This window comes from Leisingera sp. ABM4_060 (assembly GCF_056158765.1).
Genome location: NZ_JBSWTX010000001.1, coordinates 3,439,836 through 3,454,274, shown reverse-complemented (window position 1 = coordinate 3,454,274; position 14,439 = coordinate 3,439,836). Strand labels below are relative to the sequence as shown.

Sequence of the window (14,439 nt, the reverse complement as noted above, 5' to 3'; positions counted from 1 at the left end):
CAACGGAACAGACGCGCATGGGGGATGGGATGAGCAATCCGCTGTATTATCTGGGTTTGGCCGCCATGGCCGCCGTGGTCCTGGCACTGGTCATCGGCATCGGCGGCTTTGGCAAGGGCGGCGAGTTCAACCGAAAGAACGCCAACAAGATGATGCGCCTGCGCATCCTGTTTCAATTCATTGCGGTGGTTCTGCTGCTGGCCTACATCTACCTGCAAAGCCAGGGAGGATAATTGGCAATGGTCGTTCTGAACAAGATCTACACGCGGACCGGCGACAAGGGCGAGACCGCCCTGGGCAACGGCGACCGTGTGGCCAAGCACTCGGCCCGGGTGAACACCTATGGAACCTCGGATGAGCTGAACGCCTTTGTCGGTGTGGCACGCCTTGAAGCCGGCGGCGAGATGGACGCAGCCCTCAGCCGCATCCAGAACGACCTGTTCGACCTGGGCGCCGATCTGTGCCGCCCGGAGATGGAAAAGGACGCCGAGGCCGAATATCCGCCGCTGCGCATCGCCGTGGCGCAGGTCGAGCGGCTGGAAGCCGAAATCGACGTGATGAACAAGGACCTGGAGGCGCTGCGCAGCTTCATCCTGCCGGGCGGTTCAAAGCTGGCGGCCCATCTGCATGTCTGCCGCACCGTTGCCCGGCGTGCCGAGCGTATGGCAACCGAGCTGAGCACTGCTGAGGACGTGAATCAGGCGGCGGTGAAATACCTGAACCGGCTGTCGGATTGGTTCTTTGTTGCGGCGCGTGTGGCCAACAACGGCGGCAAGGACGATGTCCTTTGGGTGCCCGGCGCCAATCGCTGACACCCCGGCCGCATTGCCAGGCATCTGATTCGCCCAGCCAGCCCTGAATTCCCCTGAAAACGCCTGCCCCGGTGCGCCTTTGCCGCCGGGGTTTGCGGCGTCGGCCGGAACAATTTTCCGTCAGGAAACATTCTTGCAAAATTGATGCCTCAAATGCGCAAACGCGACGTCGGCGTGCGCTAACGTGACGATTTTGCCCTGTTACGGCGTCACACCAGCCGGTATCAACGCTGCGAGAGCATAAAGGGGAGTCGCCGCTGGCGGCTTGCCGTTTGTTAAGGAGAGAACGCAAAATGAAGGTACTTGTGCCTGTCAAGCGCGTGATTGACTACAACGTGAAGGTCCGCGTCAAAGCGGACGGCAGCGGTGTCGATCTCGCCAACGTGAAAATGTCGATGAACCCCTTCGACGAAATCGCTGTCGAAGAAGCCATCCGCCTGAAAGAAGCCGGCAAGGCTGACGAGGTGGTTGCAGTTTCGATCGGCGTGAAGCAGGCCCAGGAAACTCTGCGCACCGCCCTGGCCATGGGCGCGGACCGCGCAATCCTGGTGGTTGCTGCCGACGACGTGCACACCGACATCGAGCCGCTGGCCGTTGCAAAAATCCTGGCCAAAGTGGTCGAGGAAGAGCAGCCCGGCGTCGTGCTCTGCGGCAAGCAGGCAATCGACAACGACATGAACGCCACCGGCCAGATGCTGTCGGCGCTGCTGGGCTGGTCCCAGGGCACCTTCGCCTCCGAGCTGGACATCGAAGGCGACACCGCAAAAGTCACCCGCGAGGTTGACGGCGGTCTGCAGACCATCTCCGTGAAGATGCCCGCCATCATCACCGTGGACCTGCGCCTGAACGAGCCGCGCTATGCGTCGCTGCCGAACATCATGAAGGCGAAGAAAAAGCCGCTGGACGAGAAAACCGCCGCCGACTACGGCGTCGACGTCACGCCGCGCCTGGAAATCGTCAAGACCGAAGAGCCGCCGGCACGTGCCGCAGGCATCGTGGTTGGCTCGGTTGACGAACTGGTCGAGAAACTCAAAGAAGCGGGGGCTGTGTAATGGCTGTTCTTCTCCTTGCTGAAGTGACCGACGGCGCCCTGGCGCTGGACGCAACCGCAAAAGCCGTGGCCGCAGCCTCTAAACTGGGCGACGTGACCGTTCTGGCCGCTGGCGCATCTGCTGCAGACGCCGGTGCCGAAGCCGCGAAAATCGCTGGCGTTGCCAAGGTTCTGGTTGCCGAGGACGCATCGCTGGGCCACCGCCTGGCGGAGCCGACCGCAGCGCTGATCGCAGGCCTGGCGTCCGACTATGAGCACATCGTTGCTCCGGCCACCACCGACGCCAAAAACGTTCTGCCGCGCGTTGCTGCGCTGCTGGACGTGATGGTGATCTCGGACGTCTCCGGCGTTGTCGACGGCTCGACCTTCGAGCGCCCGATCTATGCCGGCAACGCGATCCAGACCGTGAAGTCGAACGACGCCAAGAAAGTCGTCTCGATCCGCACCGCGTCCTTCGACGCAGCCGGCGAAGGCGGTTCCGCATCCGTGGAAACCATCTCTGCCGCTGACAACCCGGGCCTGTCCGAGTGGGTTGAAGACAAAGTTGCGGCAAGCGACCGCCCAGAGCTGACCTCGGCCGGCATCGTTGTTTCCGGCGGCCGCGGCGTTGGCTCCGAGGAAGACTTCAAACTGATCGAAACCCTGGCCGACAAGCTGGGCGCCGCTGTTGGCGCATCGCGCGCGGCGGTCGACTCGGGCTATGCTCCGAACGACTGGCAGGTTGGCCAGACCGGCAAGGTTGTTGCTCCGGACCTCTATGTCGCCATCGGCATCTCCGGCGCCATTCAGCACCTGGCCGGCATGAAGGACTCTAAGGTCATCGTGGCAATCAACAAAGACGAAGAAGCACCGATCTTCCAGGTTGCAGACTTCGGCCTGGTTGCAGACCTCTTCGAAGCGGTTCCGGAACTGACCGGCAAGCTGGGCTAATCTCCCGCTTGATAGCTGACCAAAACGAAGGCCCGCCATCTGGCGGGCCTTTTTCTGTTGCGGGGAATTGGAGGCAGAGACTGCTACTGCTGAACCAGCGGTGTCAGCTGATCCGCCAGCGCGGTGGCGATCCGCTGATGCTCCTTGGGGCCGATCATGTGGCGGGCCGCGGGCAGTTCCATCTGTCCGAAAACCATGCCGGCAATATCCCGCGCAGCAGCGGCGGATTCGGCGCGGAATTCGAGAATGCCCCGGACCTTCGGGCGTAGCGCGTCCGCCATGGCGCGGTCGACCAGAACCGGTTCCTCGGGGAACCCGGCGTCCGCATCCAGCTCATAACGCAGCCACAACAGCAGCACACGGCCATCCAGCTGTTCGATCAGCAGGCTCATACGTTCTACCCAGCTGCGCTGCAGCTGCTCGCGCACCTGCTCAAAGCGCGGACCTGAGATGTCGCGCAGGGTGCACAGCAGGTGCTTGTTGAAGTGGAACTCAGTGAAATCCACCTCCGGGTAGAGTGTCTTGAGTGCCGGGTGGGCTTGCAGGAAACGGTCGTTGCGGCGCGGATGCACCCGGTAATAAGGGTTCGAGATATTCTGCGCCCCCAGCATCTGGAGAACGGAAACATGCGCGTGCCGGGCGATTCCGGTCAGGGTTCCGTCCTGCACGAAACTGTCCAGCCCGGCATTCACGCTGCCCAGGTTGATGCAGTCCATGCCAAGCTGAGCTTGCAATGCATCGACAAAGGGAAATTCAACGAATCGCCCGTAGACTTCGGTTCCGCCGAGAAAGGCAATATAGGGGTCCTTCAGAGCCCGCTCCGGCCCCCGGACCAGCAGCCTGGAGTCTCCATATCTGCATGGTTCTCCCGAAAGCGCCCCGGCGCTTTTGAGTTCATAGCTCATTTCACCACCAATTTTTCACCCGAGACTCACTCTGGCGGGGAAGCATTGCAATTTCCCTAAAGTGAGAATTTGCCTCAAATCCGCTGCAGCCGCCCTTGTGCCCGCCCTTCCCCCGCCAGTAAGGTTGCCGCAGATATTTCAGGAGCCTGAGGCATGGAAATTCAGAAGGTTGGAGTGATCGGCGCCGGGCAGATGGGCAACGGCATTGCCCATGTCTTGGCACTGGCCGGGTATGAGGTTGTGCTGAATGACGTCAGCCAGCAGGCGCTGGACGGAGCCTTGAGCGTCATCCACAAGAATATGGCCCGCCAAGTGAGCAAGGGAAAGGTCGCCGAGGCGGACATGAAGGCCGCCCTGGCCCGAATCGTGCCATCGCTGAAGCTGGCGGATGTGGGCGCAACCGACCTGGTGATCGAGGCAGCCACCGAGCGGGAGACCGTGAAGCAGGCCATTTTCGAGGACCTGCAGCCGCATCTGCAACCGCATACAATCCTGACCTCCAATACTTCGTCGATTTCGATCACCCGGCTGGCCAGCCGCACTGACCGGCCTGAGCGTTTCATGGGCTTCCACTTCATGAATCCGGTACCGGTGATGCAGCTGGTGGAGCTGATCCGCGGCATCGCCACCGACGAACCCACCTTCACTGCCTGCCAGGACGTGGTGGCGCGGCTGGGCAAGACCTCGGCCAGTGCCGAGGATTTTCCCGCCTTCATCGTGAACCGGATCCTGATGCCGATGATCAATGAGGCGGTTTACACGCTCTATGAAGGCGTGGGGTCGGTAAAGTCGATCGACGAGTCGATGAAGCTGGGCGCCAACCACCCGATGGGGCCGCTGGAGCTGGCGGATTTCATTGGCCTGGACACATGCCTTGCGATCATGAACGTGCTGCACGACGGGCTGGCCGACACCAAATACCGCCCCTGCCCGCTGCTGACCAAATATGTCGAGGCCGGCTGGCTGGGCCGGAAGACCCAGCGCGGGTTCTACGACTACCGCGGAGAAACCCCGGTGCCGACACGCTGATTGGCAAGGTTCGGGAGGGGGCCGGCCCCTCTTGGCCTGACGGCCAACTCACTCCCGGGATATTTCTGGCCAGAAGAAGAAGCGGATCCAGGATCAGCCTTGCTTGCCCAGGCTCAGGGTGTGTTCACGCAGCCAGGCCATGAAGCCGCGCGGGTCGCTTTGCAGCTGCGCCATCTGCTCATCGGTCAGCGGTTTACCGACCACCGGCGCCTGCGGTTTGTTGCAGGAGCGGACGATCTCATGCAGCAGCAGGCCCTGGCGCAGGATCGGAGAGACCTGGCAGGCAATCTGGTACCAGCGCGAGTTGTTGCCGGGGAAGAAGATCGGCACCACCCGCGCGCCCGAGCGGCGGATCAGCTGGGCGGTAAAGACGTTCCACTCACGTTCTATGGCCGGGCCGAACCAGCTGTCGGAGGACATCACCACCCCCGACGGGAACAGCGCCACCGCGCCGCCTTCCTTGAGGAAAGCCATGGTCTTGGCCCGCATATCGACCATCTTGCGCTGCGCTTCGGGATCATGCGGGAAGGGCACCGGGATCATGAATGACGTGGCCGCCTCGTCCAGCCCGGTCAGCACGGAGCGGGTCAGGATGCGGTAATCCAGGCGGCGGCGGCCGATCAGATCGGCAAAGATCATGCCGTCGACCATTCCGTGCGGATGGTTGGCGACAATCACCACCGGGCCATCGGCGGGAATGTTGTTGATCTGCTCTTCGGGGGTTTGCAGATTGATGCCCATCACATTGAGCGCACCGCGCCAGAACTTTTGCCCGCGGTATTCGGCATTCTGCTTTTCGAACCGGCTGACCATGCGCAGAATGGTCAGCTTGCCGGTCAGCCATTCGATGGCCTTGATCGCCAAAGATGTCCAGCGGTCGTCAAAGGAATTGGCATAGGTCAGCGTGCGGCGGTCATAGACCTCCCCCGTCTGATCAGCGGCCTCCGGCGCAACGCCGGTGTTCCTGTCGTGTGCGGTATCCGCCAATGTGCCTTTTCCCGTTCCGCTGGCCGGCTGGGCCTAGTACCCCTCGCCGAACTTGTCGGACACCAGGGCTTCCAGCGCATGCGCCAGCGCATCTGCATCGGGCCCCGAAGTCTCGACGTCAATAGTCGTTCCTTTCGAGGCTGCCAACATCAAAAGCCCCATTATGCTGTCCCCAGAGGCCGAGAGACCGTCCCGGGTGACTTCTGCCGTGGCGTCAAAGCCTTCGACCACCTCCACCAGCTTGGCCGAGGCGCGGGCGTGCAGCCCCTTTTCATTGATGATTTTCAGCGTCTTCAGAGCCATTTAATGTGCCTGCTCCCCGTCAGGGTTTACGTTTTGCGCGTTGATGTATTTGCGCCCGGCCTCCATTGCCTGCCGGACCGCGTCGGCGACCGGCAGGTGGCGGGATTTCGCCAGTTTGATCAGCATCGGCAGATTCGCCCCATAGAGAATGCGGCGGTCCGCCGGCGCACAGGCCTTGAGACTGAGGTTTGAAGGAGAGCCGCCGAACAGATCCGTCACGACCACGACGCCGCCGCCGCTGTCGACGGAATTGGCAGCCGCGCAGATTTCATCCTGCTTGCCGTTCCGGTCGTCCTCCGGAGCAATGGCAATCGACATGAGATTGGGTTGCGGACCCACAACGTGTTCCACTGCGGCGAGGTACTCCCTTGCCAGCCCGCCATGCGCTACGATCACAATTCCGATCAACCCGGCCTCTCACTTCTTTTGCTGGCCTTGCAGCTCGCGGTGTCTAATTGACACTTGCAGGCCGTCTTCTGCAAGGGCCTTGGCCAGGGTTTCCGCCATTGTGACGGATCTGTGCTGGCCTCCGGTGCAGCCGAATCCGATGGACAGATGCGATTTGCCCTCTTCCCGGTAAGCTGGAAGAAGCAGGCGGGTGAGGTCCAGAACCCGTGAAAAGAACGGCGCGAAACGGGCATCGCTCCGAACATACTCCTGCACTTCGGCATCCTGGCCGTTCAATTGGCGCAGCTTTGGCTGCCAATAAGGATTTGCCAGAAACCGGCAGTCGAACACCATGTCAATGCCATGCGGCATGCCCCGCTTGTAGGAGAAGCTCTGCACCGACAAGGCTAGCGCCCGGCCCTCGGGCGCAAACCAGCGTTCGATCTCCGCCTTTAGCTGGTGGACATTCATCGCTGAAGTATCCAGCAGGATATCCGCACGGTCGCGGATCGGCGCCATCAGATCCAGCTCGCGGCGCACCCCCTCGCCTGGCGATTCCGCCGGCGCCATTGGGTGGCGGCGGCGGGTTTCCGAATAGCGGCGCAGCAGCACGTCCGGCTGGGAATCGAGATATAGCACCGTGAGCTCCACCTCGCGGCGGCCCGACAGCATGTCGATCACATCCATCAGTGCCCGCGGCGAGAAATCCCGGTTGCGGCTGTCCAATCCCAGCGCCATCGGCCGGGGCGCGGCAGCGGCGTCGATCAGCCCGGGCAGCAGCCGCAGCGGCAGATTGTCGATCGCCTCAAAACCAAGGTCTTCGAGCACGTTGATCGCGGTGGTCCGCCCAGCCCCGGACGGGCCGGTTACCAGGACGACCGGAACCGCCTGCTTTTCCGCATCAGGCATCGGGATCAATTGCTCCGCATCTGAGGTATTGAATAAGGGCCGGGGCGAAATGGGCGCCGTCCACACGTTTCAGACGCAGCACTTCCTGTCCCAGCAGTTGCGTGCAATGCCGCTGCGGCAGGCGTTCCGTTTCGGCCTCATCCAGGTCGACCAGCGCCGCCACCGGCACCGGGCTGCGGACCTGCGCCTTCAGCAAGCCCATATACCGTGCCTCGATCAATCCGCGGATCGGCTCCGGGGCGCTGGCCACGGCCGCGCCGTCCAGAAGCTGCAGCAGCACTCTGTCGTCGGCAACCAGTTGGGCACCATAGGCCATCAGCTGCAGCGCTAGCGCCGATTTGCCCTGCCCCGAGGTGCCAGTGATCAAAAGCCCCTGCCCCTCCAGCGCGACGCAGGAGGCATGCAGGATGAGGCTTTGCGGTTCGGACATGGGCTACACCGGGTTCAGACGGGCAAGCCTACCACAAAACGCGCGCCCAGCGGCTCGGAAGTTACATCAGCCTCGGTGGGGCGGATGTTTTCAGCCCAGATCACACCGCCATGCGCCTCGACAATCTGTTTCGAGATTGCCAGGCCAAGGCCGGAATTATTGCCGAAATGCTCCACCGGGCGCTGGGAATAAAAGCGTTTGAAGATCTTGGACAGCGCTTGATCCGGAATACCGGGACCGGTATCCTCGACCACCACCAGCACCCGGTTGGCGCGGCGCCGCGCCCAGACGCGGATGGCATCGCCCTCCTCGCAGAAGGAGATCGCGTTGGTGATCAGGTTGACAAAGACCTGGGCCAGGCGTGCCTCCAGCCCCTGCAGCATGATCGGCTGTGCGGGAAGGTCGGTAATGTAATCGACACCCTTGGCGCGGGCATCCTCGCCCAGATACTGGTTCAGGTTGCCCAGCATGGTCAGCAGGTCGAATTCTTCTTCCTCCTCCTTGACCAGCTCGGCATCCAGCCGGGAGGCGTTGGAGATGTCGCTGACCAGGCGGTCGAGACGGCGCACGTCGTGTTCGATCACCTCCATAAGCTTTTCGCGCTGATCATCGCGGCGGACCATGCGCAGAGTGCCGACCGCGGATTGCAGGCTCGCCAGCGGGTTCTTGATCTCATGCGCCACATCGGCTGCAAACTGTTCGTTGCTGTCGATCCGGGTGTAAAGCGCCTTGACCATGCCGCGCAGGGCCCGGCTCAGGCGGCCGATCTCATCCGGGCGGGCCGAAAGGTCTGGGATCCGGATCCGGCCGGGGTTGGACTTGCGGCTGCCGCGCTCGCGGCCGAGTTCCGCCGCTTCGGCCAGGTCGGCCAGCGGGTTGGCAATAGTCGAGGCCAGCACCAAGCTCAAACCGACCGAGACCAGCAGGGCAACAACGAACATTTGCAGCACCCGCTCCTGCTCGCCGCGCACCAGCGCGTCCACCTCGCCGGTGGGCGAAGTCAGGGCAATGACGCCGACAGCCTTGCCGTTGTGCATGATCGGGGTTGCCGCCGAGATCACCCGGCTGCCGCTGGTGTCCGCCACGGTTTCCACCCCGGTGCCGCCGTTCATGGCGCGGTCAACAAGGCCGGCCAGACGCAGTTCCAGGGCCGGAGCGGTTTCGGCGTCAGCTGCCGCCGGATTGCTGCCGCCGTCTGCAAAGCCCCAGATAGCAGCCAAAGCATCGCTGATCAGCGTGCGGTTTCCGGTGCTGTCGTGCAGGCTGTTCAGCGCGTCGCTGCGGCCGGCACCCTTGATGCTGGAAATCAGATTTCCGGTGGTGTCGAACACAAAGGCCTCGACTCCGCTGCGCAAGCTTAGACGGGCCAGGGTGTCTTCCACCTGGATGCCATCACCCGCAGCAAAGCTGACGGCGCCTGCAGCCGGCATTTCCGCCTCGAACACATTGGCGGCCAGCATGGCCTCTGACACCAGGGTGCCCGCCCGCTGCTGCACCAGGCTCTGGCGCGAGGAATTCAGATACAGGATCCCGGCAACCAGGATGATCAGCGCGATCAGGTTGAAGGTAATGATCTTGCGGGTCAGCGGTGAACCTTTGAGCGACAAAAGCCCCCGGCGCGCGCGCTTGACCTGCATTTCCCGCGTGACGGATTGCTCAGGGGTGACCCAGTCCTCCCCCAGAACAACATCGCCGTCCTGCTGGCGTTGCGTTATGCTGGTATCGCGCATGCGCGCCTTCTCCTCCGGCCCCGGTGGCATTCCGCCCCGCTCAATCGAGCCGCTTATTCTTCGTTGTAACGGTAACCGATCCCATAAAGGGTTTCGATCGCCGCAAAATCTGAATCCGCGCTGCGCATCTTCTTGCGCAGGCGTTTGATGTGGCTGTCGATGGTGCGGTCATCCACATAGACCTGATCGTCATAGGCCACATCCATCAGCTGGTCGCGGCTCTTGACGAAGCCTGGACGCTGCGCCAGCGCTTGCAGCAGCAGAAACTCGGTGACGGTCAGCGACACATCTTTGCCCTTCCAGCTGACCGCATGGCGCAGCGGGTCCATCCGCAGGTTGCCGCGCTCCATCACCTTGGTCTCGGGGCTGCTGCCACCGGAGGCATCGCTGCTGATCGCCTCCTGCCGGCGCAAAAGCGCCCGGATGCGTTCAACCAGAAGACGTTGCGAAAACGGCTTTTTCACATAATCATCGGCGCCCATGCGCAGACCCAGCACCTCGTCGATCTCATCATCTTTGGAGGTGAGGAAGATCACCGGCATCTGGGTTTTCTGGCGCAGCCGCTGCAACAGATCCATGCCGTCCATGCGCGGCATCTTGATATCCAGCACCGCCATGTCCGGCAACTTCTTGTTGAACGCGTCCAGTGCCGCCTGGCCATCGTTATAGGTCTCGACCTCGAAGCCCTCGGCCTCAAGCGTCATGGAGACGGATGTCAGGATGTTCCTGTCATCGTCAACCAAAGCAATCTTTGACATCGGAATTGCCCCTAATCTGCTCTGCTCTGTTTTGTTTTTACCACTTTCATCGCCCTTATGGTGCTCCGAATCAATCCCATTTGAAGAATCGCGGCCATCTTTGGGCCCAATTGGGGCAAAAATACCTTAGCGCCTGCTGAACAAGCAGGCGGCTGCGGCTGTTAAATCAACTGTTAAATCAATGGTTGCGCTAAACATCGCCTTGGTGGCGCTAACTAGGGGAAGCCGGCCTGTTCACCGCCCGAAGGCCCATGTTAAGACCCCGCCACCGGCAGCGATGCCGTTTTCTATTGCCCCATTGGCGCAGCCGCGCAGCCTGCGTGCCGCCGCGCCGCCACAGGAGAAAAAACGCATGACATCTGGACGGGTTAACCCGCAATTCCGCCTCGAAGATCAGGGCATCGAGGGTCTGGGCAATGTCTACTACAACTTCATGGAGCCGGCGCTGATCGAAGCCGCGCTGAAGCGCGGCGAAGGCACGCTGGGCAATGGCGGCGCTTTCCTCGTGACCACCGGCAAATTCACCGGCCGTTCGCCCAAGGACAAACATGTCGTGAAATCCGACAGCGTCCGCGACACCATCTGGTGGGACAACAACGCGGCGATGAGCCCGGAAGGCTTTGATGCGCTCTACAACGACATGCTGGAGCACATGAAGGGCAAGGATTACTACGTGCAGGATCTGGTCGGCGGTGCCGACCCGGCGCATGCGATCAATGTTCGCATGGTGACTGAGCTGGCCTGGCACAACCTGTTCATCCGCACCATGCTGCGCCGTCCCGACCGCGAGGACCTGGACGACTTCACCGCCGATTTCACCGTGATCAACTGCCCCAGCTTCCAGGCGGATCCGCAAAAACACAACTGCCGCTCGGAGACCATCATCGCGATGAACTTCGACCGCAAGATGATCCTGATCGGCGGCACCGAATACGCGGGCGAGAACAAGAAATCCGTGTTCACCCTGCTGAACTACCTGCTGCCGGAAAAGGGCATCATGCCGATGCACTGCTCCGCCAACCATGCCAAGGGCAACCCGGTCGACACCGCCGTGTTCTTCGGCCTGTCGGGCACCGGCAAGACCACCCTGTCCGCCGACCCGGACCGGGTGCTGATCGGCGATGACGAGCATGGCTGGGCCGACAACGGCACCTTCAACTTTGAAGGCGGCTGCTATGCCAAGACCATCAACCTGAACCCCGAGGCAGAGCCGGAAATCTACGCGACCACCTCCAAGTTCGGCACCGTGATCGAGAACATGGTGTTCGACGAAGAGACCAAAGAGCTGGATTTCAACGACGACAGCCTGACCGCCAACATGCGCTGCGCCTACCCGCTGCATTATATCTCCAATGCGTCGGACAGCGCCCGCGGCGGCCACCCGAAGAACATCATCATGCTGACCTGTGATGCCTTCGGCGTGCTGCCTCCGATCTCGCGGCTGACCCCGGCGCAGGCGATGTACCACTTCCTGTCCGGCTTCACCTCCAAGGTGGCCGGCACCGAGCGCGGCGTGACCGAGCCGGAGCCGACCTTCTCCACCTGCTTCGGCGCCCCCTTCATGCCGCGCCGCCCGGAAGTCTATGGCAACCTGCTGCGCGAGAAGATCGCCCAGCACGGCGCCACCTGCTGGCTGGTCAACACCGGCTGGACCGGCGGCGCCTATGGTGTCGGCTCGCGGATGCCGATCAAGGCGACCCGCGCGCTGCTGACAGCAGCACTGGACGGCTCGCTGGCCGAGGCAGAATTCCGCAAGGACGGCAACTTCGGCTTTGACGTGCCGGTCACCGTGCCGGGCGTGCCGGAAGTGCTGCTGGATCCGCGCCGCACCTGGGATGATCAGGAAGCCTACGACCGTCAGGCGGCCAAGCTGGTTCAGATGTTCTCGGACAACTTCGAACAGTACCTTCCGTTCATCGACGAGGATGTGAAAGCAGCTGCCATCGGCTGATTCCCTTCCCTACCAAAGCCTTAAGAAAACCCCGGTTCCGGCCGGGGTTTTTCTTTTATGTGCCGCATCTGCAGGCACCCAATGCCGCAAATGGCCAATATACGCTAATTTAACGGCACGAACCCACGCTATTGAGGAATCAGACACTCAGATCACATGCATTTTGCGCAGCCTCCTCGCTGGGAAAGGGCCACATGGACACGCAAGCTTTGACGGTATTCAACAGCATCTTCAGCTCCGGCAGTGCCTTTGTCTACCGCTGTGCCAACGACGAGAATTTCACCATGGAATTCATGGCAGGCCAGGTCGAGAAGCTCTGCGGCTGCGCAAAATCCGATATCCTGGGCAACGCCAAGGTGTCCTATGTCGGGCTGACCCACAAGGACGACATTGACCGGGTGTTTGCCGATGTGGACGCTGCCATCGAAGCCAGGGAAAACTGGGACGTTGCCTACCGGCTCAACCGCCCGGACGGGTCAGAGGCCTGGGTGCGCGAGCGCGGCAATGCGGTCTACGACGACCGGGGCGAGATGGTCTATCTAGAAGGCCTGGTGGTGGATGCATCCGCAGAGGTGAATCTGCGCAGGGAATTGCAGGCAACCCTGAACCGCACAGAAGAAGCTAATGCCGAGATCATTGATCTGGCAGAAAACATCCTGTGGTCGGTGCAGAAACTGTCGATTCTGGCGATCAATGCAGGCATCGAGGCAGCGCGCGCGGGTAAGGCGGGCCTCGGCTTTGCTTATCTCGCCCGCGAGATCAAGGCGCTGGCAGACGAGAACAACCAATGGGCCAGCCGCATCACCGACACCATGGCCGAGCGCAAACGTGATGAGGCACGCGAAGCGGCCGAGAACCGGCGTGCCGGCTAGCGGGCGGCCGCCCCCGTAACCATGTCCCGCACCTTGAGTGCATAGCGGTCGGTCATGCCGGAAACGAAATCCGCCAGAGAATGCATCGCGGTGTATGCGTCTTCCACCCCGCGCAGATCCAGATCGACAGCGCGGATCAGCTTCGCCCAATAGCCGTTGGCGGCTTTCAGTTCTTCGGTGTCCCAGCCGCACGCGCCGAGGTCCGTATAAAGTTCATGGAAGTGATCCAGAACCGCATACAGGACCTGACGGCCCTTGATTTCCAGTTCGGTTTTGCGCAACGCCGTAAAGATGCGCGCGTTGGAAATCTCCTTCATTTCGTCGAAGGCCTCCCGCTTGGAGGATATCTCCATCAGCCCATCGTTGAAATCCCCGGCCATGATGGCACCGTAATTGTCCATAAAGGCTTCAACCGCGGCCTCGATTGCCTTGGTAATTGCACTGGCGCGGCGGAAGGCAACGATATCACGGGTGGTGGCCTGCGGATCATCCGCCCGGTTGGGTTTACCCGCAATTTTCTCCAAGCAATCAATGACAAGCCGGCTGTCCAAGTCACCGACTGTCGCGGCGTCCTCCAGGTCCAGAATGCGGTAGCAGATGTCGTCTGCCGCCTCGACCAGGAAGGCGAGCGGATGGCGGCGCCAGTGGCGCGCTGCGCCGCTGCCCTCTGCGCGCAGCCCCAGTGCTTCGGCGGCCTCCGCAAAATGGGTGGCTTCGGTGCCGAACACCCCGAATTTCTTGAGCCCCACATAGCCGCCCTCGGATAATTGGCGCGCCTCAGCTGTACAGGGGTATTTCATAAACGCACCGAGTGTTGCGTAGGACAGCCGCATACCGCCGTCCCGCCGCGCCATTTCCAGGCGGCTGGCAATGCGGAACCCCTGGGCGTTGCCTTCGAACGCGGTGAACTCTGCCTGCTGCGCCCGGCCCACCGAACCGGCAGCGCCGGAGCCAGCCCTGAACTGAGTTGCGAACCATGCCCCGATGCTGTCTTCGCCGGAGTGCCCGAAAGGCGGGTTGCCGATGTCGTGCAGCAGGCAGGCGGATTGGATGGTGCCCGCAATCGCGTCGCGCTGCTGCTCTGTGATGAAGCCCTCTTTCAGCATGGCCTGCCCCGCCAGAGTGCCAAGAGAGCGGCCGACGCTGGCGGTTTCCAGGCTGTAAATCATCCGGTGATGCACATGGTCGTGCTCATAAAGCGGATGCACCTGGGTCTTCTGCGCCAGCCGCCGGAACGGTTCGGAGAACAGGATGCGGTCATAGTCCTGCAGATAGGCCGGGCGCCCCGGCAGCTCCTCGAACTCCGGCCGGCACAGTCTTCCCGGGTTCAGCAGCCTGTTCCACTCCATTGCCATAGTCCCGCTCCTTGTGCCTGTTTGAGGCTG

Annotated in this window: 16 protein-coding genes; 7 read left to right on the top strand and 9 right to left on the bottom strand. The window is 62.0% G+C overall.

The window, feature by feature from the left end:
• Positions 1 to 29 precede the first annotated feature (29 nt).
• From ACXAEH_RS16645 to ACXAEH_RS16630, 4 genes are all read left to right on the top strand, one after another.
• The gene (locus tag ACXAEH_RS16645) at positions 30 to 233 is read left to right on the top strand and encodes a twin transmembrane helix small protein (protein WP_475034342.1); all 204 of its coding nucleotides are present in this window, start codon (positions 30 to 32) and stop codon (positions 231 to 233) included.
• A 6-nt stretch (positions 234 to 239) separates the two neighbouring features.
• Positions 240 to 812, top strand: a complete 573-nt coding sequence (locus tag ACXAEH_RS16640; protein WP_475034340.1) for a cob(I)yrinic acid a,c-diamide adenosyltransferase — start codon at positions 240 to 242, stop codon at positions 810 to 812.
• Positions 813 to 1,105: 293 nt separating this feature from the next.
• Positions 1,106 to 1,864 carry an electron transfer flavoprotein subunit beta/FixA family protein gene (locus ACXAEH_RS16635; protein WP_039125518.1) on the top strand — a complete coding sequence of 253 codons (759 nt, stop codon included), beginning with the start codon at positions 1,106 to 1,108 and terminating at the stop codon, positions 1,862 to 1,864.
• Positions 1,864 to 2,793, top strand: coding sequence for an electron transfer flavoprotein subunit alpha/FixB family protein (locus ACXAEH_RS16630; protein WP_475034338.1), 930 nt, complete (start codon positions 1,864 to 1,866; stop codon positions 2,791 to 2,793). The genes ACXAEH_RS16635 and ACXAEH_RS16630 overlap by 1 nt, the downstream gene beginning before the upstream one ends.
• 83 nt (positions 2,794 to 2,876) lie before the next feature.
• On the opposite strand, the gene ACXAEH_RS16625 is transcribed toward ACXAEH_RS16630, so the two are convergent.
• A complete protein-coding gene (locus ACXAEH_RS16625) occupies positions 2,877 to 3,698 on the bottom strand; it encodes a DUF6473 family protein (RefSeq protein WP_475034336.1) in 822 nt (273 codons plus the stop codon).
• 153 nt (positions 3,699 to 3,851) lie between these two features.
• Between ACXAEH_RS16625 and ACXAEH_RS16620 the strand changes: the two genes are divergently transcribed.
• A complete protein-coding gene (locus ACXAEH_RS16620; RefSeq protein WP_475034334.1) occupies positions 3,852 to 4,727 on the top strand; it encodes a 3-hydroxybutyryl-CoA dehydrogenase in 876 nt (291 codons plus the stop codon).
• Between the two features lie 93 nt (positions 4,728 to 4,820).
• On the opposite strand, the gene ACXAEH_RS16615 is transcribed toward ACXAEH_RS16620, so the two are convergent.
• From ACXAEH_RS16615 to ACXAEH_RS16585, 7 genes are read right to left on the bottom strand one after another with little or no spacing between them, the layout of a single operon-like run.
• Positions 4,821 to 5,714 (bottom strand): lysophospholipid acyltransferase family protein, encoded by an 894-nt coding sequence (locus ACXAEH_RS16615; RefSeq protein ID WP_475034332.1) that lies wholly within the window; start codon positions 5,712 to 5,714, stop codon positions 4,821 to 4,823.
• A gap of 33 nt (positions 5,715 to 5,747) precedes the next feature.
• Positions 5,748 to 6,017, bottom strand: a complete 270-nt coding sequence (locus ACXAEH_RS16610) for an HPr family phosphocarrier protein (protein ID WP_475034331.1) — start codon at positions 6,015 to 6,017, stop codon at positions 5,748 to 5,750.
• On the bottom strand, positions 6,018 to 6,425 hold the full coding sequence (locus ACXAEH_RS16605; protein ID WP_475034329.1) for a PTS sugar transporter subunit IIA: 408 nt from the start codon (positions 6,423 to 6,425) through the stop codon (positions 6,018 to 6,020).
• Between the two features lie 9 nt (positions 6,426 to 6,434).
• Positions 6,435 to 7,313, bottom strand: coding sequence for an RNase adapter RapZ (gene rapZ, locus ACXAEH_RS16600; RefSeq protein ID WP_475034328.1), 879 nt, complete (start codon positions 7,311 to 7,313; stop codon positions 6,435 to 6,437).
• Positions 7,306 to 7,743 carry an HPr kinase/phosphorylase gene (locus ACXAEH_RS16595; protein ID WP_475034326.1) on the bottom strand — a complete coding sequence of 146 codons (438 nt, stop codon included), beginning with the start codon at positions 7,741 to 7,743 and terminating at the stop codon, positions 7,306 to 7,308. The genes rapZ and ACXAEH_RS16595 overlap by 8 nt, the downstream gene beginning before the upstream one ends.
• A gap of 14 nt (positions 7,744 to 7,757) precedes the next feature.
• Positions 7,758 to 9,473 (bottom strand): sensor N-terminal transmembrane domain-containing protein, encoded by a 1,716-nt coding sequence (locus ACXAEH_RS16590; protein ID WP_475034325.1) that lies wholly within the window; start codon positions 9,471 to 9,473, stop codon positions 7,758 to 7,760.
• 53 nt (positions 9,474 to 9,526) lie between these two features.
• On the bottom strand, positions 9,527 to 10,231 hold the full coding sequence (locus tag ACXAEH_RS16585) for a response regulator transcription factor (RefSeq protein ID WP_039159184.1): 705 nt from the start codon (positions 10,229 to 10,231) through the stop codon (positions 9,527 to 9,529).
• A gap of 352 nt (positions 10,232 to 10,583) precedes the next feature.
• Between ACXAEH_RS16585 and ACXAEH_RS16580 the strand changes: the two genes are divergently transcribed.
• Both ACXAEH_RS16580 and ACXAEH_RS16575 read left to right on the top strand, forming a co-directional pair.
• Positions 10,584 to 12,182, top strand: coding sequence for a phosphoenolpyruvate carboxykinase (locus tag ACXAEH_RS16580; RefSeq protein ID WP_475034324.1), 1,599 nt, complete (start codon positions 10,584 to 10,586; stop codon positions 12,180 to 12,182).
• 194 nt (positions 12,183 to 12,376) lie between these two features.
• Positions 12,377 to 13,054, top strand: coding sequence for a methyl-accepting chemotaxis protein (locus tag ACXAEH_RS16575; protein ID WP_475034322.1), 678 nt, complete (start codon positions 12,377 to 12,379; stop codon positions 13,052 to 13,054).
• Here ACXAEH_RS16575 and dgt read toward each other — a convergent pair.
• Positions 13,051 to 14,403, bottom strand: coding sequence for a dGTP triphosphohydrolase (gene dgt / locus ACXAEH_RS16570; RefSeq protein WP_475035611.1), 1,353 nt, complete (start codon positions 14,401 to 14,403; stop codon positions 13,051 to 13,053). The two genes, ACXAEH_RS16575 and dgt, sit on opposite strands and share 4 nt — an antisense overlap.
• Between the last annotated feature and the right edge of the window lie 36 nt (positions 14,404 to 14,439).

Excerpts from the sequence above, each read along its gene's own strand:
- rapZ (WP_475034328.1), bottom strand. The coding sequence starts at position 7,313 with ATGCCTGATGCGGAAAAGCAGGCGGTTCCGGTCGTCCTGGTAACCGGC.
- ACXAEH_RS16635 (WP_039125518.1), top strand. The coding sequence starts at position 1,106 with ATGAAGGTACTTGTGCCTGTCAAGCGCGTGATTGACTACAACGTGAAG.
- ACXAEH_RS16590 (WP_475034325.1), bottom strand. The coding sequence starts at position 9,473 with ATGCGCGATACCAGCATAACGCAACGCCAGCAGGACGGCGATGTTGTT.
- dgt (WP_475035611.1), bottom strand. The coding sequence starts at position 14,403 with ATGGAGTGGAACAGGCTGCTGAACCCGGGAAGACTGTGCCGGCCGGAG.
- ACXAEH_RS16580 (WP_475034324.1), top strand. The coding sequence starts at position 10,584 with ATGACATCTGGACGGGTTAACCCGCAATTCCGCCTCGAAGATCAGGGC.
- ACXAEH_RS16585 (WP_039159184.1), bottom strand. The coding sequence starts at position 10,231 with ATGTCAAAGATTGCTTTGGTTGACGATGACAGGAACATCCTGACATCC.
- ACXAEH_RS16575 (WP_475034322.1), top strand. The coding sequence starts at position 12,377 with ATGGACACGCAAGCTTTGACGGTATTCAACAGCATCTTCAGCTCCGGC.
- ACXAEH_RS16625 (WP_475034336.1), bottom strand. The coding sequence starts at position 3,698 with ATGAGCTATGAACTCAAAAGCGCCGGGGCGCTTTCGGGAGAACCATGC.
- ACXAEH_RS16640 (WP_475034340.1), top strand. The coding sequence starts at position 240 with ATGGTCGTTCTGAACAAGATCTACACGCGGACCGGCGACAAGGGCGAG.
- ACXAEH_RS16610 (WP_475034331.1), bottom strand. The coding sequence starts at position 6,017 with ATGGCTCTGAAGACGCTGAAAATCATCAATGAAAAGGGGCTGCACGCC.
- ACXAEH_RS16645 (WP_475034342.1), top strand. The coding sequence starts at position 30 with ATGAGCAATCCGCTGTATTATCTGGGTTTGGCCGCCATGGCCGCCGTG.
- ACXAEH_RS16620 (WP_475034334.1), top strand. The coding sequence starts at position 3,852 with ATGGAAATTCAGAAGGTTGGAGTGATCGGCGCCGGGCAGATGGGCAAC.
- ACXAEH_RS16595 (WP_475034326.1), bottom strand. The coding sequence starts at position 7,743 with ATGTCCGAACCGCAAAGCCTCATCCTGCATGCCTCCTGCGTCGCGCTG.
- ACXAEH_RS16630 (WP_475034338.1), top strand. The coding sequence starts at position 1,864 with ATGGCTGTTCTTCTCCTTGCTGAAGTGACCGACGGCGCCCTGGCGCTG.